The organism is Nostoc sp., from assembly GCF_036917535.1.
Classification (GTDB): domain Bacteria; phylum Cyanobacteriota; class Cyanobacteriia; order Cyanobacteriales; family Nostocaceae; genus Nostoc.
Genome location: NZ_JBALDA010000090.1, coordinates 16,247 through 37,545, shown reverse-complemented (window position 1 = coordinate 37,545; position 21,299 = coordinate 16,247). Strand labels below are relative to the sequence as shown.

17 protein-coding genes are annotated in these 21,299 nt (G+C 41.6%); 6 read left to right on the top strand and 11 right to left on the bottom strand.

Annotated features, from left to right (window positions below; all coding sequences use genetic code 11):
• Positions 1 to 26: 26 nt before the first annotated feature.
• The gene (locus V7K56_RS28530; RefSeq protein ID WP_334916023.1) at positions 27 to 980 is read right to left on the bottom strand and encodes a glycosyltransferase family 2 protein; all 954 of its coding nucleotides are present in this window, start codon (positions 978 to 980) and stop codon (positions 27 to 29) included.
• Between the two features lie 337 nt (positions 981 to 1,317).
• Here V7K56_RS28530 and V7K56_RS28525 point away from each other — a divergent pair, with 337 nt between their 5' ends.
• Entirely contained in the window at positions 1,318 to 3,678 is a 2,361-nt protein-coding gene (locus V7K56_RS28525; RefSeq protein WP_334916021.1) for a PhoX family protein, read from the top strand.
• Positions 3,679 to 3,739: 61 nt separating this feature from the next.
• Here V7K56_RS28525 and V7K56_RS28520 read toward each other — a convergent pair whose 3' ends face one another.
• The 3 genes from V7K56_RS28520 to V7K56_RS28510 all read right to left on the bottom strand — a co-directional run bounded on the left by V7K56_RS28520 (position 3,740) and on the right by V7K56_RS28510 (position 5,206).
• On the bottom strand, positions 3,740 to 3,883 hold the full coding sequence (locus tag V7K56_RS28520; RefSeq protein ID WP_334916019.1) for a PEP-CTERM sorting domain-containing protein: 144 nt from the start codon (positions 3,881 to 3,883) through the stop codon (positions 3,740 to 3,742).
• Between the two features lie 677 nt (positions 3,884 to 4,560).
• Positions 4,561 to 4,782, bottom strand: coding sequence for a hypothetical protein (locus V7K56_RS28515; RefSeq protein ID WP_334916017.1), 222 nt, complete (start codon positions 4,780 to 4,782; stop codon positions 4,561 to 4,563).
• A 163-nt stretch (positions 4,783 to 4,945) separates the two neighbouring features.
• Positions 4,946 to 5,206, bottom strand: coding sequence for a hypothetical protein (locus tag V7K56_RS28510; RefSeq protein ID WP_179068682.1), 261 nt, complete (start codon positions 5,204 to 5,206; stop codon positions 4,946 to 4,948).
• Positions 5,207 to 5,690: 484 nt separating this feature from the next.
• On the opposite strand from V7K56_RS28510, the gene V7K56_RS28505 reads away from it, so the two are divergent.
• Positions 5,691 to 7,760 carry a tetratricopeptide repeat protein gene (locus V7K56_RS28505; RefSeq protein WP_334916498.1) on the top strand — a complete coding sequence of 690 codons (2,070 nt, stop codon included), beginning with the start codon at positions 5,691 to 5,693 and terminating at the stop codon, positions 7,758 to 7,760.
• A gap of 11 nt (positions 7,761 to 7,771) precedes the next feature.
• Here V7K56_RS28505 and V7K56_RS28500 read toward each other — a convergent pair whose 3' ends face one another.
• Together V7K56_RS28500 and V7K56_RS28495 are read right to left on the bottom strand one after the other, a co-directional pair.
• The gene (locus V7K56_RS28500; protein ID WP_334916015.1) at positions 7,772 to 8,557 is read right to left on the bottom strand and encodes a hypothetical protein; all 786 of its coding nucleotides are present in this window, start codon (positions 8,555 to 8,557) and stop codon (positions 7,772 to 7,774) included.
• 131 nt (positions 8,558 to 8,688) lie between these two features.
• Entirely contained in the window at positions 8,689 to 10,362 is a 1,674-nt protein-coding gene (locus V7K56_RS28495; protein WP_334916013.1) for a DUF1565 domain-containing protein, read from the bottom strand.
• A gap of 152 nt (positions 10,363 to 10,514) precedes the next feature.
• Here V7K56_RS28495 and V7K56_RS28490 point away from each other — a divergent pair, with 152 nt between their 5' ends.
• Positions 10,515 to 10,817, top strand: a complete 303-nt coding sequence (locus tag V7K56_RS28490; protein ID WP_334916011.1) for a hypothetical protein — start codon at positions 10,515 to 10,517, stop codon at positions 10,815 to 10,817.
• Positions 10,818 to 10,864: 47 nt separating this feature from the next.
• On the opposite strand, the gene V7K56_RS28485 is transcribed toward V7K56_RS28490, so the two are convergent.
• A complete protein-coding gene (locus tag V7K56_RS28485; RefSeq protein ID WP_334916009.1) occupies positions 10,865 to 11,395 on the bottom strand; it encodes a pentapeptide repeat-containing protein in 531 nt (176 codons plus the stop codon).
• A gap of 524 nt (positions 11,396 to 11,919) precedes the next feature.
• The gene (locus V7K56_RS28480; RefSeq protein ID WP_334916007.1) at positions 11,920 to 13,314 is read right to left on the bottom strand and encodes a TldD/PmbA family protein; all 1,395 of its coding nucleotides are present in this window, start codon (positions 13,312 to 13,314) and stop codon (positions 11,920 to 11,922) included.
• A 359-nt stretch (positions 13,315 to 13,673) separates the two neighbouring features.
• On the opposite strand from V7K56_RS28480, the gene V7K56_RS28475 reads away from it, so the two are divergent.
• Complete coding sequence (locus tag V7K56_RS28475) at positions 13,674 to 13,991, top strand: RNA recognition motif domain-containing protein (RefSeq protein WP_194042424.1); 318 nt, start codon at positions 13,674 to 13,676, stop codon at positions 13,989 to 13,991.
• Positions 13,992 to 14,289: 298 nt separating this feature from the next.
• Here V7K56_RS28475 and V7K56_RS28470 read toward each other — a convergent pair whose 3' ends face one another.
• The 3 genes from V7K56_RS28470 to V7K56_RS28460 all read right to left on the bottom strand — a co-directional run bounded on the left by V7K56_RS28470 (position 14,290) and on the right by V7K56_RS28460 (position 19,521).
• Positions 14,290 to 15,225 carry a hypothetical protein gene (locus V7K56_RS28470; protein WP_334916005.1) on the bottom strand — a complete coding sequence of 312 codons (936 nt, stop codon included), beginning with the start codon at positions 15,223 to 15,225 and terminating at the stop codon, positions 14,290 to 14,292.
• 61 nt (positions 15,226 to 15,286) lie between these two features.
• Complete coding sequence (locus V7K56_RS28465; RefSeq protein WP_334916004.1) at positions 15,287 to 16,771, bottom strand: galactose oxidase-like domain-containing protein; 1,485 nt, start codon at positions 16,769 to 16,771, stop codon at positions 15,287 to 15,289.
• Between the two features lie 467 nt (positions 16,772 to 17,238).
• Positions 17,239 to 19,521, bottom strand: a complete 2,283-nt coding sequence (locus tag V7K56_RS28460; protein WP_334916002.1) for an amylo-alpha-1,6-glucosidase — start codon at positions 19,519 to 19,521, stop codon at positions 17,239 to 17,241.
• 131 nt (positions 19,522 to 19,652) lie between these two features.
• Between V7K56_RS28460 and V7K56_RS28455 the strand changes: the two genes are divergently transcribed.
• Together V7K56_RS28455 and V7K56_RS28450 are read left to right on the top strand one after the other, a co-directional pair.
• Entirely contained in the window at positions 19,653 to 20,264 is a 612-nt protein-coding gene (locus V7K56_RS28455; protein ID WP_322651784.1) for a peroxiredoxin, read from the top strand.
• A 164-nt stretch (positions 20,265 to 20,428) separates the two neighbouring features.
• Entirely contained in the window at positions 20,429 to 20,965 is a 537-nt protein-coding gene (locus V7K56_RS28450) for a peroxiredoxin family protein (protein WP_334915996.1), read from the top strand.
• Positions 20,966 to 21,299: the final 334 nt, after the last annotated feature.

Here is a 21,299-nt window from a genome sequence, read left to right as displayed (position 1 = left end):
TGTGGTACTTCCCAAAGGCGTTTAAATCACAATATTTGCTGCATTTGAGCATAGGCTTCATAAACACCCTTCACGTTATACCAGTTGAGAAAAATTCGAGCAATTTCTAAAGCTAATTGAGGCTTACCTAAGTTAATTAGCCATTGCAAAAATGGAGCCATTGTCCGTTCATTTAACGCACCATTAAGTGAAAGAATCCCCCAAAGTAAGCGATGCAGCCAAGTCATTTGAATCATCATTCGCACTTCCCATGTGGGATGCTTTTGATAAAATAAAACTCCCATCCGTCCGCGTTGAATTTCTTGGTCAATTAATCGGGGAATTTGCTCTAAGTTAAATGCTGGATGCCAGTGATATCCTACGGCTTCTGGACATTTAATTAATGTCAAACCTAGTTTTTTCAACCGTACACCCAATTCTAAATCTTCCCAGCCATAGAGTTGAAAACTAGTATCAAAAAGTCCGGCTTTATCTAACCAATGTTTGGGGATTGCTACATTTCCGGTAGCAAAAAAAGCTGCTGAAAAATCTGTGACTTTGTAGGATTCAGCCGTTGGGTTGTTGAAATTACAAGTATTAATAACTGCACCGTAAGTGAAAAAGCGATCACTCCCCAATTTCTCTTTCCCTAGCACTAGTGCATCAGTATGAGCTTGCAGGAAATTCTTCAGCACTACTAAATCGCTATCAATAAAGATAATTGTGTCTCCCTGGGCCTTCTCTACTCCCAAATTCCGAGCCGCAGCTGGACCAGCATGATCTTGCTCAAACCAGCGCACATGGGGAAACTCTTCTTTGTGTGCTGTTAACCACTCCAATGTGCCATCAGTAGAACCATCATCTACTAAGACAATCTCGTAATCAGTAACCGAACTTGGCTGACTCAACTCCTGCACCTCCAAGGCGCGGAGGCACTTTTCTAAAATCGGTTGGCGATTATAAGTCGGTATCACAACGCTGAAAAACACAGTCTCACCCACAACACTATTGATTTATCCATCTCCAGAATAGGACAGATGGGGCGCTGACACTGTTCCTGACTGGATTTGTAACTTCTTAATTTGAGATTTAGTACAAAATAAATCCTCTTTAATCAAGATATAACCTGATATTAATTTTTGGTCATTAGATTATATGACAAACTGAAAATTTTTTGTCTAGTTAGCTGACCTAAATAGCAAACAACCTTTTGTTTAAAAACAGGTTACTGACCATTCAAAATATATGGCATTTTACGTAAATAATTGATGGCTTTTTCTGCCAGTAATCAAGATTTGCTTTTACGAAATTCTTGATGTCACAAGAGAGGAGAGTTTAATGTCTAAATTAAGTCGCAGACAAATTTTAGTATTTTTTGCTGGCAGTGCTGGTGCGGCTGTGTTGGGAGACACAATTATAGATGGTGTTTCTAGTATTGCCGGAGCAAGCAACAAACCACTGAGTTTTACACCAGTGCGCTTACCCCATTCTTTATCTATTTATAAACAGCAGAAAAGTTTCTTACCAACGGGAATCGGTCAGGGACAGGTAATCAATCCATCTGCAAATGCGAAGTTAAATAGCTACAACGTAGTTGACGATCTGGTAGTGCCACCAGAGTATGAACGTTATGTAATTATCAGCTGGGGCGATCGCGTCTTTCCTAACAAAGATGAATATTTCGGTTACAACAACGATTATACGGGTTTCATTCCTCTGGGTAGAACCAACGATGTCGGCTATTTGTGGGTTAATCACGAATACGTCAGTTTTCCATTTTCCGATCTAGCACCAGAAGCTCCTGCTGATGTTAAAGGATTGACTACCACTTTTGAATCAGTGATTGGCTGGGCTTTACCTACCACCAGAGGTATTGAATTTGACGGCGAAGTTCTATATAACTTAGGCGGATCAATTGTCCGCCTCTGCCGACGTAATTCTAGTAGCCGTTATGCTGTGGTTAAAGGTGATGCGAGAAATCGTCGCCTTCATGGTCTTTCTGGGTTGGGAATTAATAGCCAAAGAAGTGATGAATATAAAAATGTCACTTCTTGGGGAAGTCGCAGCTACCAAAAAGGCGATCAAAACTATCTCATCGCCACTGGCCCGGCTGCAACCCAAGTATTTAACCTCTCCTCTGATGGATTAGGTAACAAAATTATTGGCACTAGCTATAACTGTTCTGGCGGTACAACTCCTTGGGGAACTATTTTAAGTGGCGAAGAGAACTTTCAAGGAAGTGTAGGAGGTTTTGTTGGTGTTACAGAACCAGTCAACCCTAATGGTACTCAAACAGGTTACATCGATGGTACTACTGGTAAAACCTTCGGTTTAGTTGGTGAAAAATACGGTTGGATTGTCGAAATTGACCCTGTTAATCCAAATTTCCGCCCTCGCAAGCACACTTCATTGGGTCGTTTCCGCCATGAAAACGTTGCCATCCGTGCCGAAGCGAGGAAACCATTAATCGCCTACATGGGTGATGATAGACGTGGAGGACACACCTGGAAATTTATCAGTACAGGTGTTATTTCTTCACCAACCAGTAAAGCCAACAGCAGTTTATGGGAAAGTGGTACATTGTATGCCGCCCGCTACAATCCAAATGGTACGGGTCAATGGATACCGTTACGTTTAACCACTCCCACCAATCCCATTTCGCCATCAGTAATTTCTTCTGTGGAGTTTGCTGCTTTGGGTTCAGCTCAAAGAAATGGTCTTTTACCGCTACCAAAACGTAATGGTATTGCAGGTGAAACTATAGATGGCGGTTCTCTCGCAGTCGATCGCACCAATGAAGCAGAGAGACTACCTGCTTATCAAGGTAAGAAACTATCTGACTTCTACACTTCCCAAGGTGCTATTCTCAGTGATGCTTTTTTAGCAGCGAATTTGGCCGGCGGAACTCCGACAGCGCGTCCAGAAGATATAGAAGTGCATCCAACCACCAAAGAAGTATTCATTTCCTATACTGACGGTGCGCCAGGAAGCGACGGTTATCCAGATTCGCGCATTTTCCAGGTTGCCAAGTTAAGTACAAACGTCAACGCAACGCAGCAATCCGGCGGATTGTACAAGATTATTGAAGATAGTGCTGATGGTACAGGTCTAACCTTCCGTTGGCAAAGATTTGCTCAGGGTGGAGAAGCTGGATCGATTTCTGGTGCTGGTTTTGCCAACGTCGATAATTTAGTGTTCGACAATAAGGCAAATATTTGGGGGGTAACGGATATGTCTACCACCACTCACAATGGTTTTAATGTCGGTGCTGCTGGTACTGTAACTATCATCGACCACACAGCCAGTGGTAATGTTTCCAATTTTACAGGAGTTTTCGGTAATAACTGGCTATTCTACATTCCTACTACTGGTACTCACGCGGGAGAGTTAATACCCTTTGCTCAGGGGCCAGTGCGTTGTGAGATGACAGGACCGACTTTTGTAGGAGATACGCTGATTATTTCTGTACAGCATCCCGGCGAAGATAGCCCAATTAATGATGGTACGATTTTGAGTCGTGAGATTGAACTACTGGATTTGAATGGTATTACATTCAAACAGGCTCGGACTGTCCCTCGTGGTAGTAGTTGGCCAAGCAACATCCCAACTGCTGACGGTGGAAAGGGTCAACCTAGAAGTCTTCCCAAACCATCTGTAATTGGTATCAAACGTAAGAATCCTACTGGTAGTTTTACTTAAAAATATGCGTGTAGAGACGTTATTATCTAACGTCTTTACATTAATTTTCAAAGTGGGATTATTAATTTGTCACTCCAGATAGTTTTTTCTTGGGTTTCATTCCCAACGCCATAGCACTAGCGATCGCTATACCACCAAGAGTCATCGATTCTGGTACTGATGTACTCTTAGAGTAAATTACCGTACCCACCTCTGTTGTAGACAATAAGTCCGCACTCAAAATGCTATAAAATTTTGTTCCTCCTGTATTTGGATTACCTGGATGAACATCGGAACTAGTAATGAAACCACAGATGGAGCTAAAAATGCGATTACTGTACTCAACTCTTTGTCCCTACCATACTTAGAGTCACTTCAACCTTGGTAAAAATATCGAAGTCAGGGTCATGGGGTATAGCAGCGATTTATGGAAAATTCCGCTATTTCGTCTATAACCCTTGCCTAATCAAGACTTTCATTTAAACGGATTCACAATCTCTATTTGACCAGCTACTACTAACCCATCCTGCATATCTTCAGAATAGAGAATACTTGCACCTGCTGACAGCGCACAAGCGACAATTAAACCATCCCAAAAAGAAAAATTATATCGACTGCGGATATCCGATGCAGATTAAAAAATAGTCAAGTTGAACTCTACCACAGTGCAGCGACGATAAAGTGACTGAATCACAGCTTTGATTTGCTCGTCATTAAAAGCCGCTTTTTTCAGTAAATTAGCACAAACCTCATTTATTACCTGCGTACTGATAATTATTCCTTGATTTGACGTAATTGAAATAGCAATATTGCGCTTTCTTTCTCTTTCAGTTAGTTCAATCCTTTGGTCGTCAAATAAACGATAGAGTCAAACATTTGTATCGATAAAAGATGCACCATTCGTCATAACCAGCAACTGTAAATTTCTTCACAGCTGAGTACCCCATTGACTTGAACTGGATTCTCACTTAATTCATCAATTATGTCTTTTTTTGGAGATATTTTTTTCTTTACTAAAACAATTACTTGAATATCTTCTGCCTCACCGAGTTCTTGTTTGTACTCATCGGTAACTTGAATAAAACCATTTTGAATTTTTGCTTGGAACTCTAATGCATCTAGCATCTTGATTCTCTCTAATGTAACGATACAACTCAATCTTAGCCCTATTCTCTATATAGCAATCCTATCTAAGTTGTGAAAATGAACAAACCACTTTTTCTGCGAAATTTCAAAAAAAGAAAAAGAAGTTTTCACATCTAATTTAGGACTGCTATAGTTGCGAAAATCAGGCATGGAGATTTGCTTGTTCCTGCAACCACGGATCGACAGGTTGTCCATCTTTGCGGCGTAATTCAATTTCCACAACCATCACTTCTTTGGAACCAGGAGGTGCGGGTTTTTTATGGAAAATAATGTCATAGTCTTCTGGATTGTGCTTATGTTCTTTCAACCATTCCTGTACCTTGGTTGTGGCAAAAAATGATTGCCCTTGCTCAAACATTCGGGTAATTTGCAATTGTAGTGTGTAAGGATTTATGCGACCCATTTTCTACCGCCTTTGTTAAGTTAATTTGAGAATAAGTAATCTACTTACTGTAGATAATCTAATGTTAATGCGAAGTAATCACATCTGACACTTCCCATACAGGTAGAACTTCCAGTTTCAACGCCCTGTTATCTGTAAAAATAAAGTCCAAACCTTCTTTGGTGCATGGTCTAAGAAAGCGTCGATGCTTTCGCATTTTGTCTTCCACTGGTTGATAAATTATTCTTTTTACCCCTTGACCTTCACCATCTTTAGCAGTAACTACAACGTAGTAATCTTATAGTAGTAACGCACCAGAAATTGTCACAAAATTAACTGCATTCTACGACTAAAGTTGTACGTACACTAAGGATAAGGAAACCGATTAGTTAAAGATTGCTCAGAATTTTACACTGCTTCTACAACATTTAACCACTTAATTCTGTTATAGATTGGAGAGAGGCACGCCGCTTCAAAAACTGACCAACAGACTCAGATGGTTGTTATGCAGAGCAAAAATCAAGCTGTTTTCACTTTAATTGTAAAAAGCACGATTGTATTTTTACCCTTATTGTTATCCGTTGGAATTGCCAGTGGACAATCTGCACCATCACCCAACCCAGCACTAACTCCGACTCCGATATTATCGAATTCAGAACGGGAAGAATTAGCACGACTACGAGCAGAAAAGCGAATTCAACAGCAAGTTCAATCAGATTTTAAGAACACTTTTAGCCGTACAACCATATTACTCGATGTTTGGCTAGTTATATTAAGTCTCTTTCCAGTCGCAGTCATTGCTTTGTTATGGCTGTTGCGACGGGTGATAATCCGGGAAATTGTTGATCGGGCAATGCAACAAGTCCAGGGAATGGAAAAATTACAAAATCAGCTAACCACTGTTAAACAAGAAGCTGAAAATGTCATTCAAGATGCGAAAAAAATAAATTATGAATTAGAACAGGAAACAACTGCTTTACAACAAAAAATTAAAAATGAACACGAAAATGTATCTATTCTGATATCCGATCTAGATTTAGCTAAAGCACAGGTATTGAGTAGATTAGAAGCGGAATTAAAAAAATCTCAAGAAAATATAGAAAATTTAGAGTCAAAATTTGCTTCGGGGTTACTTAAGTTAGAGTTTGATGCTCAACAACAAAAAGATATAGCACTGGATAATTTAGGAAAATTAGCATCTGCGATCGCAGAAGAACTGTCTAAGTTAAAGTCAGGTGTACAACAACAGCAAGAACTAGCTGTTACTGATTTAGAAATATCAAGGTCTGAGTTTACATCTCAACTTTCTGGATGGCAGTCTGATGCTCAAAAACAAAAAGATATAACTTTTGAAAGTTTAACAAAATTGCAGTCAGAGTTTGTAGAAAAGTTATCCGAATTACAGATTGATGCTCAAAAGCAAAAAGAGAGCGCAGTTGATAATCTAGGTATATTCGATCAAGAATTTAAATCTCAATTAGCTGAATTGCAGATAGATGCTCAAGAACAAAAAAATAAAATTATTGAGAGTTTAGAAGTATTGCAGTCAGAATTTAAAGTTCAATTATCTGAATTACAAGTTGATGCTCAAAAATCCAAAGAGCTAATCGTTGATAATTTAGAAAAATTTGGTTCTGAGTTTAGTTCGCAATTCTCAGAATTACAATGGAATGCTCAACAACAAAAGATTGTCATTTTAGAGAAATTAGAAAGATTAGAAACTGAATTTGCCTCTCAACTCTCTGAGTTACAATTGGATGCCGAAGAAAGAAAGGATCTCATTCTTCAAGAACTATCTGAAATTACGCCGGAATCCATTCTAGAAGTGGTAAATTCGGAAGTTGAAGAAGAAATACAAGAACAGCCGCAACAACCAGAATTCCCTGCTGATGAGTATGTAAAACAGGGAGATGGGCTGTTTTCTCAAAGACACTATGAAGATGCGATCGCAGCTTACAACCAAGCAGTGAAAATCCAACCCGATGAACCTGTGAATTGGTTAAAACGTGGTCTAACTCTGGGAAGGTTGAAACGCTACCAAGATGCGATCGCATCCTACGATCGAGCGATTGCGATTCAGCCAGATTATCATCAAGCTTGGTGCGATCGCGGCGTTGCTTTTGGAAACTTACAACAACATCAGCAAGCCTTTGCCTCATTTGACAAAGCTACACAAATCAAACCTGACGATGCCGTTGCCTGGTTGAATCGCGGTCTTTCTCTAGTAGCATTAGAACAATACGAAGAGGCAATCATGTCCTTTGATAAAGCGCTAGAATTCCAACCCAATTCTCCCAAAATCTGGGATAAACGCGGTTACACTTTGGTAAGATTGGGACGCGATGATGAAGCGATCGCTAGTTTTAACCAAGCTTTAGAAATTAAGCCAGATTACGCCAGTGCCTATTACAATAAAGCAGCTTGTTACGCATTGCAAAGACAAGTTGACCGATCTCTATTAACTCTACAACAAGCAATTGAACTTAATCCCAGGTATAAAGAAGACGCAGCAACTGACCTAGATTTTGATGATATTGCCGATGATGAGCGCTTTAAGCTGTTAGTTGCAGAGTGAAAAGTTATTTGTCATTTGTCATTTGTTATTCTCCCCTTGCTCCCTGCTCCCTGCTCCCTGCTCCTTTGCTCCCCAGACATGGCTTTGAGTTTAGATGTAAAAGAATCAGAGCGATCGCTTTTTTCGGGAGTAAATTGCCCGATTGGGGCATGAATAACAGCAGGTGGGAGCAGTTTTGGCTTTCGTTTATGGTTGGGTGATGGGGAAGGTGCTGGACTTTCTTGTGAAGTTTGCCTTTGGCTAACAGCAGATAATCGCTCAAGGGTTGCCGAAGAGGTAAATTTCCCAGAAAGTGGAGACTTTAAGACAGTTTTATCATCTCTATCTTCTTGCTTTTCCTCTTCTTCACTCAAAGATGTCTTTGGTTGAGAACTTTTCAGTTGGAGAGTTGCAGTATTGCTGTGTTGATAGCCGTTGTGACTCTTAGCTGGTGGTAATTGAGGACTTGTCACTTGCTCTACAGTGGGTTTTATCTTGGCTGGCGGTAGAGCTGGTGCAGCCGATGAGGTTAAGCTTTGAGGAAATTTGCTACAAATCATTCGTTCAAATTCCATGTTGAAATGATATGCAGCCTGATCCCGGCGCTGCCAAAATACTAAAATTTGCTGCACGGAAACCGCTTTATAACGACCTTGATATAGTGCCTCAATCACTGCCAGGTGTAGCCAATTAAGGGGGTATTGCGTTTGCCAACGCTCAACTAGCTCATTGGCACTATACCCACCGAGATCGAAACTATAGTTAATTAATAAGGCGATCGCCAAGTTGGCAGAGGTGTCTGGAAGTGTTGTTAACATCGGGCTATTAGCTTTAGGCAATAGTTCTAAAATTTGTCACCCATCGCATATTAGCCTAGCGTGCTTTTAACTACATGGTTTTTTTTCCAATAGTTGCCAAGCCGATAGGCAAGTGTTCCCTATTCTACTTATCAACTTTTAAAATGCAACCCCACATAGACTGATTTAATCACAGATGTTCGCCCAATGGCGACTAATGCCTGATAAACCATTGCTGCAACTTCGGCGCGTGTTATCGAACGTAAAGGCACAAGCATTTTCGGATCTGGATAGTTGACAACTATTCCCCATTGTGTAGCAGTGGCAACAGCTGTCCGGGCGTAGTCGGGAATAGTATGACGATCGCTATATATTTCTAAAACATCGCAATCAACAGCTGGTAGTCCCAGTCCGTTTACTAAGGAGACAATCACCTGTAGCCGCTGCACACTTTGCTCGGAGCGAAAAGTGCGATCGCTAAATCCGCCAACAAAGCCACCGCTAGCCGCGATTTGGATAGCGCTATAAGCCCAAAAATCCTTGGGTACATCTGTAAAATCAGGAGATAGGATTTTGGGAAATGGGTTAAAAGCGATCGCCACCAAAGCTGCATACTGGGCGCGAGTCATGGGTTTATCTGGCTGGCAGCTATCATCAGCAAAAGCATGAGTTAAATTCATGCTCGCTAATGCTTGAATAAATGGTTCTGCCCAATGTCCGTTTAGTTCGACAGAGGCGGGGAGGGGGGGAGGGGGAGACAAGGGGACAAGGTGAGACCAGCCCCCGTCTTGGCGGTCTTTGTCACGATAGCGCAGCGTTAGCGAGTCTTCGAGCGTCTGGGGGACTGGCGAATCCGAAGGGGGACAAGGGGGCAAGGGGAGTTTTTCAGGTGGGGATTCTGTCGAGGTATCAGAAAAAATAGTGTTAAATGTTACTCGACTGATTGGGAGTAATTCTACCAAACCCTTGACTAGAGACGGATTTAATTGATTACCTACGGAAACTAGCTTTTGTGTAGTGGCATTATATAAATCAAATTCCCTATGATCGCGAAAAATATTATCACCAGGATCTTCGGTATTACCTAAATCAGGGACTGCATTACCATTGACTAATAAACCACCTTGGGTATTTTTAGCAATGAGATTTTGACGTAGCACAGGTTGGGCGTTACGAGAAAGTGCGATCGCTGTGCGATTTTCTGATAATTTATTATTGGCGATCGTCGGAGTGGCAAAGTCACTAATTGCTATGCCTAAAGGGTTTTTTTGAAATACATTCCGCAGTACTTCTCCCTGGCTATGACCTGCCATTACTAACCCGCTAGCAGTATTTTGCACAAACATGTTATCTAAAATTGCGGGTTTGGCAGTACCAGTGGTAAACACACCTTCCCGCCCACAGTTGCTCAGAGTATTGTTACTTAAAGTAGGTGCAGCCGATTCAATCCAGATACCAGTACCTTTGGCTGAGGGATTGGTGACAGTTACACCTAAAAGACTGGCATTATCTACCAAGAGCAGCGTAATATTTTGTATACCAAAACTGGGACTTTGATACTCACCACTCCCAGAAATTACAATTCCTGCACCTTTATTAGCTTCATCACCCACCACTGTCACTCCTCCAAGGACGATTAGTGGAAATACCTCACCACTAGCGATATTGTAAGTCCCCGACTCCAGATGAATTATCGTCAGGATTTTAGTTACTTTTAAAGCACGGGTGAGGCTTTTAAACGGACTCAACCGTGAACCAGTATTGTTGGTATCATTCCCTGTCATAGGGTTGACATAGAGTGTGACAACGAGGGTAGAGTTCACCATTGATAGTTGAGAGTCAATTGTTTTAATTATGACAATCGTAAATAACAATACTTGTAGCAAACTTTTTCACAGTAATATCCTTGTGTATAGAAAATATATCCACTTGACTTTTTCTAGCAAGCAGATCGTGTGTACACAGAAGTTATAGACTTTTGTGTAATATTCCAAGTTCTCATCTCAATGGTATTGTTAGCCGCAACAATGGTATTGTCAGTCGAAACAATCGCATTGTCAGTCAAAACAATCGTGTTGTCAGCCGCAACAATGCTATTGCAACTCCAAAAGACTTGTGTGTAAGCTGTAGGGACTGCAAAGAGGAAATTAAGGGAACCAGTGCAGTCTTCTCCCTTGGTTCTGGCCTCTCCCTTTGGGAGCCTCACGCCTATTGCAATCTGCTGTATGAAGCTAAAGTTTCGAGTTTTGCTCTTGTTGTTCCGAGGTACTGTTTGGGTTAATATATTGAGTCAGCAACCTAGAACCCATGCTCTGTATAGAAACGAGATTAAACATCCTCATCTAGAATAGTTCCTTCTATATTGGCTCCATCCAAATTTGCTCCACTCAAATTTGTCTGATTCAAATCTGCTTGAGTGAGATTTGCCTGGGATAAGTCGGCTACAGTTAAATCTGCACCACTTAAATCCGCTCCATCTAGATTCGCCGCTATCAAGTTTGCTTCCTGCAAATCCGCTTCACTCAAGTTAGTGTCAATCAGTTTGGCAACTGTCAAATCAGCGTGACTCAAATTAGCTCCATCCAAGATAGCTCCATCCAAGATAGCTCCATCCAAGATAGCTCCAGTTAAGTTGCTACCACTAAGGTCAGCATTGCTCAAATCTGCTCCATTTAAGTCTGCTTCAATCAAACTGGCGTGGGCTAAATTAGTATGACTCAGATTAGCTCCATCTAAAATTGCTCGATCTAAAATTATGCCACTGAGATTGGCTTCTCTTAAGTTGGCCTCGCTCAAGTTGACACCAGTAAAGTCTCTGACACCTGCGACATAGTTTTTCAGGAGTTGATCTGCTTTCATATCTGTCACTGTGCTAAGGAACGTTTAACTAATTTGTAATTTTTGAGTGTAATTGCCCTTTTTTATATATATACGTGGCTTCATTTCAGTTTGAGTCTAAATAAGAGTCTGAAACAGTCTTTAATTACGAATTACGTTAGCGCAGTAGTAGCGAGTCCGCAAGCGAGCAATTGTGAATAATTTTGGACTATCCAGACTAACAGTGAAATCCCCAGCACGCGCCACGGAGGATTAGTGTGATGAATCAAACTAGAGTTGATATTGAATCAACTTTGTCTAGACTAGCTATTTTTAACTACTAGCGCTACTACCTAGAGTTGTGAGTTAATTTCATACTTGGGAGGGATGTTGCTCACCTTAAAAATTTAAGCATTAACGTGAGCCTTTGTTGGAGGCTCACGTTAAACATTAGTGCAAAGCGATCGCTATCTATACTTAATTGTGATGTTCGTCTGGCAGAGGTTATGGCAAAACCAATTCCTATTCTTTTGCAGATTATGATTCTTATGACTGAAGCGGATAGTTCATGTTTCCCCGCCAACCACTACATCTCGAATTCGGAGGCTAGGGCCACCACAACCTACTGACAAGCCATTTTGCCCTCCCTTACCACAACCGCCGGATTCATCCCAGTAAAAATCATCACCAAGTGCCTCAATATCCGCTAAGGTTTGGAATACATTTCCCGAAAGCGTCACATCGCGGACAGGTTCAGTAATTTTGCCGTTCCTAATCATCCACGCTTCCCCAGCACTAAAGGTGAACATTTCCCCATTCGTCATTCCACCCAACCAATTACGGGCATAAACTCCTTCTTTAATATCGGTGAATAAGTCTGCGACTGGTGTTTTACCCCGTTCAATCCAGGTATTTGTCATCCGCACAATGGGAGTAAAGTGATAGTTGAGACAGCGGGCGTTACCCGTAGGCGCTTCCTCCAATTTGCCAGCAGTTTCACGAGAATGTAAACGTCCCACTAAAACTCCATCTTTAATTAGTTGAGTAGTAGTAGCAGGTGTACCTTCATCGTCGTAAAAATAGCTACCGCGATGTCCCTCTGGAGCCGCACCATCAAAAATTTGCAGTTCTTCTGGGCCAAACCGCCGTCCGATGGTCATAACTTCCAGCAAATCGGGGTTTTCGTAAGCCATATCAGCCTCAGAAAGATGTCCGAAAGCTTCATGGACGAATAAACCCGTGAGAATTGGGTCAATGACTACAGTGTAAGTATTGCCTTTGACCGGTGGTAGAGATAAAGCAGCGATCGCTCTTTGGGCTGCACCTTTTACCTGTTCATCTAAACCAGTTAAATCTTCGTAAGCTTTGCGAGAGCCAGTAGTTTCCCGTCCAGTTTGTACGGTTTCGCCATTTCTGGCGGTAGCGGCAAAGCGCATTTCCATATCCACCCAAGATTGCTCGATTAAAGTACCTTCTGAAGTCGCAATGATTACTTTTTGGGCGATGTCACCATAACGCACCGAGGTAGTGGTAATCCGGCGATCGACGCTTTTAAGCAATTGGGCATAGCGATCACACAATTGTTTTTTCTGCGAGAGCTGGATATTTCGGGGGTCAGTACCTTTTAGGGGTAGAGTGCATACTGCTTGCACCGGGTCAATGGGTGCGAGTAAAGTTTCTTCATCACCAACCATCCGTGCAGCTGCGATCGCTTCTTCTATGCGATCTTTGATTGTTGCCAGCTGGTTAAAGCAGCTCAACCCCCATCCGCCTTTATAACAAGCGCGAATATGTCCACCAATGGAAAGACATTCACTAAGGGTTTCTACTTTGTCGCCACGCAACAAGATATCAGTCCCTTCTGCTTCTTCAAGGCGAATCATCAGATAATCTACATGCCCACAGTAGCGGGCGATCAGGTCAGAAAGTAAATTTTGTGCATCAGCAAGTGTAGTCGGCATTTCCAATTAGTAACAATGACTAACTGCATTTATTTTGCAATTATTTGGGGAATTTCTGCTAATCAATATTATGAGGAGACTGGGTACTAGGGGAGATGAGGAAGTGGAAAAACAGGGGAAAAGTTGCAGTAAGTTTTTCCTCTGTGCCTCTTTGCACCTCTGCCTTTTGTGCTCATTCTCCAATCCCCAATCTTTAGTTACGGTGGGTAAGAACTCAATGATGTGCTAAGGTAATCAAGTGAGAATAAAATTCGGTTACATTGTTTGTTTTTAGTATTGACAGGCTTTTCCCTTTTGGTCTTAACAAGCTTGCCTCCGAAATCTAAATCTCTACACACCTATGATTTTGGAGATAATGCATGTCAATTTATGTAGGTAATTTATCCTACGAGGTAACACAAGATGACCTTAATTCTGTGTTTGCCGAACACGGTACTGTAAAGCGGGTTCAGTTACCTACTGACCGTGAAACAGGACGTCCACGCGGTTTTGCCTTTGTAGAGATGGGCACAGAAGCTGAAGAAACAGCTGCCATTGATGCTCTTGATGGGGCTGAGTGGATGGGACGCGACCTGAAAGTGAATAAAGCTAAACCAAAGGAAGATAGAGGTGGTTCTTTCGGTGGTGGCGATCGTCGCGGCGGTGGTGGCGGTGGATACAATAGATCGCGCTACTAAACTTTAAAATCGAAAATTAAGTTTTAACGTCTAAAGGGCAGAATCATTATCTGCCCTTTTTGCGCTCCGGTCTATTGGATGGCTTAAATTGCCCAGTACCAAGTAGGAGATGATAAATGATAAATTTGTTTGAGTTACTGCTGTTCTGTATCAATCAGAATTTCCAGGGGTAACTAATTAGAAAATAAGTCAAAAATATTCTTAATAATAAGCTGTACCGATCAATGCTAATAAAAAGCCCTCAAGCAAAGATGAGGGCTAGGCAGTTTTTTTGTTAGAGATATCATCTCAATTCCTTCTAAGCACGAGCACGGGTAATCAGAGTAGTATCAAAATCTTGTAGCCGAGTCATATTTCCACTGTTTTTATCAACAATATACACAGCATTAGGTGTCTCATATCTCATAGCTCCAAAAGCGAGGAGTTCACCTGTTGCAGAGCAAACTAAGCTTTGTAAACCATTATTCCATGCTTGACCATTAACTTTCAATTGTCCTAGTTTAATGGGCTTTTTTTGATTTGAATCTAGCTGCACCAGAGTTGTATCACCATCCGCACCAACTATGGAAGTATAAAGTATTCCATCTGGGGACTCAGCTAAATTGTCGACCCGCTCATCGTCCAGGAATTTAATCTTACTAATAGAACTTATCTCTCCTGTTTGAAGATTAATATCTACCATTTTGATTGGTGGTGTACCGTTCTTCTTACCTACTAAACCAATGAGTCGCCCATCGTTAGTACCTAGCAAGCTCCCAAGCTGTTGATTTTGTTTAAGTCCTGAGACTATCAAAGTTTTTACAGATGTACCTAAAAATGTAATACGAGTAGGTGTCGCCTGTCTTTGACTAATCGCAACCGGAGTAATAGCTATAACAAGTGTGCCATCGCTTAAAGAAGTAAAACCACTTAATATTTCATTAGACTCTAATAGAGGTGTACTTTTATCCGTAAGTACCTGAGCCTTTCCTGTAACTAAGGATTGCAAAACTAGTCCTACAGGCTTAATATCTGGGCTTACACTGTTTAAGGGAGTGTTCTCTACTAATTCAGTAGTGTTTACCTCTGTAATAGCTGTTTGGTCAGTAGTAACCATCGGGCTAGAACCTATACCTACAATATTTAAACTTGGTGTTTCTGCCAAGGCTTTCTTGGTGAGATAACTAAGTCCAGATACTACAGTTCCAGCAAGTACCAACTGTCCAAACTGTCGACGTGATAGCTTGTAATTCATATTTTCCTTCCTAGAATTAATGACTTTTATTAGGTAGCAGTGCGAATATAAACAGATAAGACTAATATATTTGCGTCCAGGTTGCTACTGAGGGTGTTCCATTGTTATCACTAATAAAAAGCATGTACCAGCCTGGGGGTGCGATGTTTCGATTGTTTGTTACCGTGGCCTTAAGAGAAGTAGCGTTTCTAGAAGTAATGGGCACATCCACTAACCTTTGTTCTGTATCGCAAGAATGAGTGGTTGCCATTGGTCTAATCAGACTAACCCATTTAATATTCGCAGCCTGGCGTGTTTGAATCGTAAATTGTTGTCCGAAACCCAATGTTTTCGGAGCGCTCTGAATAACTGGTCGCGATCGCGACATATACGCAGGACTGTAGATTTCTAATCGCAGTTCATTCACCCTTCGTTGAGGGTTCCCTCCAGCTGTGACGACCCTACCATCTGGTAGCAGCAAGGCCACCGAGTGATATACGCGGGGGACATTTTGTTTAGCTACTACTGTCCAGGTATTTGTAGCTGGATTGTAGATTTCTGCTGGCAGCATTGATTGTTTTGTATCCTCATTCATTTTACTACCATTGCAAACAAACACTGTGCGATCGGGCAATAAAACTGCGCTGTGATGCATCCGGGCATAGTTTAAAGGCCTTGCTGCTACGTAAGTTGGATTATTAGCTTTTAAATCGACAATATTTACCCTCTTTGTTGCTGTCTTACCACTACCCCCACCGAGAATCATCACCTTTTGATCTTGTGCAGGTGGTAAAAGCACACTGGCAGCTTGATCGCCAAAAGCTGCGTCTTGCAGCCCTGTCACCACTTTTTCTGTAATGGATTGTGTAAATTTCTCTGGCACGGTTAATATCCTTGGTGTCACTCCACTACCACCCATCTGAGCACCTGAATAAAAAACTTTTCCACTACTTAGTAGAAACAGATGTGCGTATGACGGTAAAGCACTAGTTGTTGGAAAAGCGTTCCAACCATTTGGAAAGAAAGCAGAATAAATTTCTGGTTGTCTATTGAGCTTGCCATCTTTATCTAGACCAGCCACTGCTAAGATTCGACCGCTGCCTAGTGTTAACACCGTAGGATACCAGCGACCATTATTCATTGATAGTATCTTGACCCATTTCTCAGCAATGGGATCGAACATCAGAGCATAGGGTGAACCATAAAATGGGTCATAGCGCAAAGTTCCACCTGCAACTAGTAACTGACCATCAGGGCGAAAGGAGTGACCAGCGCAAAAAAAATCCATAGGTTGACTGTTACTATCCAATGGAGGCGCTTGACGGGAAAAGGTTCCCTTGTTTACATCCCAGACCACACTGTCATAGGGAGTATTTAACCGATTGGGATCATTACCTGAGCCACAGAAAAAGAATATTTTACCAGTCCGAAGTAGAGCGGCATGTATAGGTAGGATTGGAGCACTGTACGACAATACTTGCCATTTATCTGTAGTAGCAGCCAGAGCAATGGAAGTCCCTAAATCTGTTTCCTCTTGAAGGTTAGTCTTGTTATTAGGTTGAGTCATTTTATTTACAATTCTTCCTACGTGAACTTGATTTTTTGTACTTTATTTTATTAATTTATTTCTCAATTCATATCTATACTTCTTTGGGCTTGTTTAGCGTTAAGATATGATGTTTTTTATAAGAAGTAAATGTGAAATTAGCTTCATAATATAGTAATTGCGCTGTCAATCATCCATCTTATAGAGCATCTAAATTAAGCCCGAAATACATTGCAACTATCAATAATACTACATCTCTTTGAAAAACTTTTTTCATGTTTATATTTTCTCAAAGAAGAAAATAAATTTTTTTGGTTTTGCAGCCTCAATTTGTGAAATAATCGAAAATCTCTAATCACTTTTGGATAATCAGATAAATTAATAAAAATCTTGTATAGTAGGGGTTTTGTAGGTTAAAACTAGCAACATTAATTTGTGAACGTATATTAATCAAGAATAATTATCCAAGACTATCTGTGTCCCTACAACTATTTAATGTGGCGGATTACTTCGGCAACTGACCAAGCTTGAGCGATCGCTCCTCTGGGTGTGTGAGGTGAATCGCCATCAAAAATCTCAGAAATAGAACCAAGACAAGCGTCAAAGAAAAAGTGTTCTAGCAAGGGTTGCCAATCAAAAGGCAGTGATTGTTGTGGATAAAAACGTTGCCAAGCCCGAATATATGGTCCAATTAGCCAAGCCCAAACAGTACCTTGGTGATAAGCGCGATCGCGTTGCTGTTGATTGCCCTCATATTTCCCTTTATATTCGGGGTCTGCTGGATCGAGACTGCGAAGACCATAAGGTGTGAGCAAGCTGGTAGTTGCCAAATCTAATATCTGACACCCTTGCTGTTCAGAAAACCCACAATGGTGTAGCGACAGCGCCAAAACGGCATTCGGACGAATTTGAAAATTCCGGCGATCGTCCGGCTCAATAGTATCGTACAGATAACCTAGCTGAGGATTCCAGAACTTTTGCAGTGAGGTTTTCACGTGTTGTGCTTGGTTAGCATAACGCTGTGCTTGCTTAGTAAGACGTACTGATGAGCCATACTCCATTTGGCTCAAGCGCTCTGCCCACTGACTCAGCCAACATAAAGCAGAATACCACAGCGCATTGATTTCCACTGGCTTCCCGTAACGGGGTGTGACAGGGTCCGCCCCAATTACCACATCCATCCAGGTGAGAGCTACACCACGAGCATCCCAACTAACTAGCCCATCGGTAGCATCGACCTGGATATTGAAATGTGTACCACCGACAAATGCTTTATAGATTTGCTGTACTACAGGGAATTGCTCTGCCAAAAAATCCCAGTCTTGGGTAGCTTCTAAATAAAGTCCTAAAGTTTCAATCCACCACAATGCCGCATCAATACTGTTATAAATTGGTTCGCCATTGACATCAGGAAATGCATTTACAATCAAACCGTGACGACAATAATGCCCAAAAGTTCGCAATACTCCTTTTGCTAGGTCAAAGCGCTGTGGAACTAGTGCCAACCCCGGTAAAGCGATTAATGTATCACGTCCCCAGTCATTAAACCAGTGATAACCAGCAATAACCGTGGGGCCTGCAATTGAGGCTCGATAGACGATAAATTGATCGCTTGCTTTGAGTAGTTGTTGCCAGATTGGGAATTGGGCATTGGGGAGCCAGTGCGTTGGGCGGACAATGCCCGACTTGTTCGCTCTTAGCGTTCCCGTTCGCGCAGCGTCTCCGTCAGGAGAAGGGTAGCAACTGGTGTCATTGGACATGGGGATTGAATCTTCAATTTTGAATTTTGTTAGCGCAGCGTTAGCGAGTCCGCGAGCGTCATTTTGAATTTTGAATTGATTTCTCCCCTGCTCCTCTGCTCCCGTACCTCCTTCTCTCCATCCAAAAATCAGTGAAAGCCTTTCTTGCTCTGCCTGCACAGCTTCTGCGAAGGTTTTCCGGGTGAGAACACTTGGCACTGAGTCGGGAAAACCGACTCGTGCTTCTAAAGTCACCGTATCTCCCGGTTGAAGTGTGACTATCAAGTAACCAGGACTGTGGAGGTTTTCCTTGTCGCCTAACCCCCGTTTTGTCTCCTCAGACAATCTATAATCCCAATACCAAACTGCATCTGGTTGATAATTTCCTTGTGTCCAGCGCAAGTGCCAAGGTATGCCGAAGTGCCCAGAATTGATTGCTTGTAGACAAACTTGCTGTTGCCCTAGCAATTGTGAAAACTGTAATTCTTGACTAGCAGTTTGCTGGTGGTGAAAGTCACGTTCTGCTATCAACAGTCGCAACCGTAAAATCGCTGTTTCACTTCCCTCATAGCAATACTGGATTAAAATTCGATGGCAAAATTGGAGGTGGGCATTAAGCATGGGGCATGGGGCATTGCTTATCCCCCCTTGTCCCCCTTGTCCCCCTTGTCCCCCTTGTCCCCAAGTCTCCACCAAACCATAGGGCATCACCAATTGTCTAGTTAATTGCCAGTTATCTTGACCCCAAGTCCATTTGGGAACTGGGTTAATATCAAAACAACGTAGTCGCTCGTAGCCTGTCTGCTCAATCTGATCGTTACCCCAAAAATTTGTCCCCAGTGCCACAACGCTCCCTAATATTTCCAAGCTAGCTTCTAGGTGCGAAAACAGCAGAGTCCTCCCAGAAGGTGGGTTTGTCGCGGCAAACAGCCAACCATGATATGTGCGCGTGCGAACATCAGAAACTGTACCGCTGGCAAAACTTCCCAAGCCGTTGGTAAGCAACCATTCTCTTGTATCTAAATCAGGCATTTGCTACTCAAAATCGTTATGAGTATGATATAGTTGTAACAGATTGTAATTAAACTGTGAGAGCGTGGATGGGTAAATTTTACTTGACCCAAATTCCAACGCTACTAAACCGATAAAGGAGAATTAGGTTAATGTCCCTTACTTACGGAACCGAAGGAAGCCTCCGCGTTGGTCAACAAGCTCCCGATTTCACAGCAACAGCTGTGGTAGATCAAGAATTTAAGACAATCAAACTTTCCGATTATCGCGGTAAGTATGTCATCCTGTTTTTCTACCCACTAGACTTTACCTTTGTTTGTCCTACTGAAATTACAGCATTTAGCGATCGCTACGAAGAATTTAAGAAAATCAATACTGAAGTCCTTGGGGCTTCCGTTGACAGTGAATTCTCGCACCTCGCTTGGATTCAAACAGATCGTAAGTCTGGTGGCGTTGGCGACCTGAATTATCCTCTAGTCTCCGACATTAAGAAAGAGATTAGCGCCGCTTACAACGTTCTTGACCCAGCAGCAGGCATTGCCTTACGTGGTCTGTTCATCATCGATAAAGATGGTATCATACAGCACGCCACCATTAACAATCTAGCTTTTGGTCGTAGCGTTGATGAAACCCTGCGGACATTACAAGCAATTCAGTATGTTCAGTCTCACCCTGACGAAGTTTGCCCAGCTGGTTGGCAACCTGGTGACAAGACAATGAATCCTGACCCAGTGAAGTCTAAAGTTTACTTCTCTGCTGTCTAAATTTCGCTAGCTAAAAAACTCTAATCCAGCCTTTTGGAGTTGAGAGCAAAACCAATGAAAACCACAGATAAATAGAGATATACATTAAACAATGTCAACCTCCGTATATATCTGTGGTTTTTTATAAAATAGTATTTAAATAGTCAAGAATCAAGGTTAAAATTATGCTGACTTCAACTGACTTTCGTGGCTTATTAAATGAGCGATTCTTCCGCAATTTTTTACCAGTTCCAGCTAGCAACCAACTCAGATTGGGAGTGGAAACACCAGACTTTCAATTGCCAGATATTACCAACGGAACTTTAGTAAAATTGTCTGATTATAAAGGCAAACAACCAGTGTTACTTGCCTTTACTCGCATCTTTACCGAAAAGCAATATTGCATTTTTTGTTTTCCTCACATCAAAGCCTTGAATGAAAACTACGAGCAATTCAAAAATCGCGGTATAGAAGTTTTAATGATTACTAGTACCGATGAACGGCAGAGTCAAATAGTTGTGAAGGATTTAGGCTTAAAAATGCCACTATTGAGCGATCATAGTTGTCGAGTGTTTCGTACATATCAGGTAGGACAAGCACTAGGAGCGCCTTTACCAGCACAGTTTGTATTAGATAAAGAAGGAAAATTGCGCGACTGGCATTTATTTTCTTTTTTGGATCATAATGCTAGTGTTGAAACATTGTTAAAACAATTCAACTGATTATAAATATTTAAAATAAATTGAATTGGTGCTGAAAACTAGGAATTAACAATTGGGAACTCTCAAGATTTGAATGGTAATTCAGACCCTAATCAAATTTTAAGAGTTCGACTTTGCTTGGCTATCTTTTTTATCTTTAGCTTCGTTGCTATTCTGCCTCGGAATAGAATTCCAAGGCTAATAACAATTCATCTCAGGTTTGATTAAACACTCACCCAAACATGATTCAAGTCCACTTGAGTGAACAGTAGCTCTTAAACGTAGAACTTAAGTTCTAGACAATATGTGGTTTAGCATAATACTTTCACTGTTACAAAAATGTGGGTAATGACGA

Coding starts and splice junctions, on each gene's coding strand:
- V7K56_RS28525 (WP_334916021.1), top strand. CDS start 1,318: ATGTCTAAATTAAGTCGCAGACAAATTTTAGTATTTTTTGCTGGCAGT.
- V7K56_RS28515 (WP_334916017.1), bottom strand. CDS start 4,782: ATGCTAGATGCATTAGAGTTCCAAGCAAAAATTCAAAATGGTTTTATT.
- V7K56_RS28510 (WP_179068682.1), bottom strand. CDS start 5,206: ATGGGTCGCATAAATCCTTACACACTACAATTGCAAATTACCCGAATG.
- V7K56_RS28505 (WP_334916498.1), top strand. CDS start 5,691: ATGCAGAGCAAAAATCAAGCTGTTTTCACTTTAATTGTAAAAAGCACG.
- V7K56_RS28500 (WP_334916015.1), bottom strand. CDS start 8,557: ATGTTAACAACACTTCCAGACACCTCTGCCAACTTGGCGATCGCCTTA.
- V7K56_RS28495 (WP_334916013.1), bottom strand. CDS start 10,362: ATGGTGAACTCTACCCTCGTTGTCACACTCTATGTCAACCCTATGACA.
- V7K56_RS28485 (WP_334916009.1), bottom strand. CDS start 11,395: ATGAAAGCAGATCAACTCCTGAAAAACTATGTCGCAGGTGTCAGAGAC.
- V7K56_RS28480 (WP_334916007.1), bottom strand. CDS start 13,314: ATGCCGACTACACTTGCTGATGCACAAAATTTACTTTCTGACCTGATC.
- V7K56_RS28475 (WP_194042424.1), top strand. CDS start 13,674: ATGTCAATTTATGTAGGTAATTTATCCTACGAGGTAACACAAGATGAC.
- V7K56_RS28470 (WP_334916005.1), bottom strand. CDS start 15,225: ATGAATTACAAGCTATCACGTCGACAGTTTGGACAGTTGGTACTTGCT.
- V7K56_RS28465 (WP_334916004.1), bottom strand. CDS start 16,771: ATGACTCAACCTAATAACAAGACTAACCTTCAAGAGGAAACAGATTTA.
- V7K56_RS28460 (WP_334916002.1), bottom strand. CDS start 19,521: ATGCCTGATTTAGATACAAGAGAATGGTTGCTTACCAACGGCTTGGGA.
- V7K56_RS28455 (WP_322651784.1), top strand. CDS start 19,653: ATGTCCCTTACTTACGGAACCGAAGGAAGCCTCCGCGTTGGTCAACAA.
- V7K56_RS28450 (WP_334915996.1), top strand. CDS start 20,429: ATGCTGACTTCAACTGACTTTCGTGGCTTATTAAATGAGCGATTCTTC.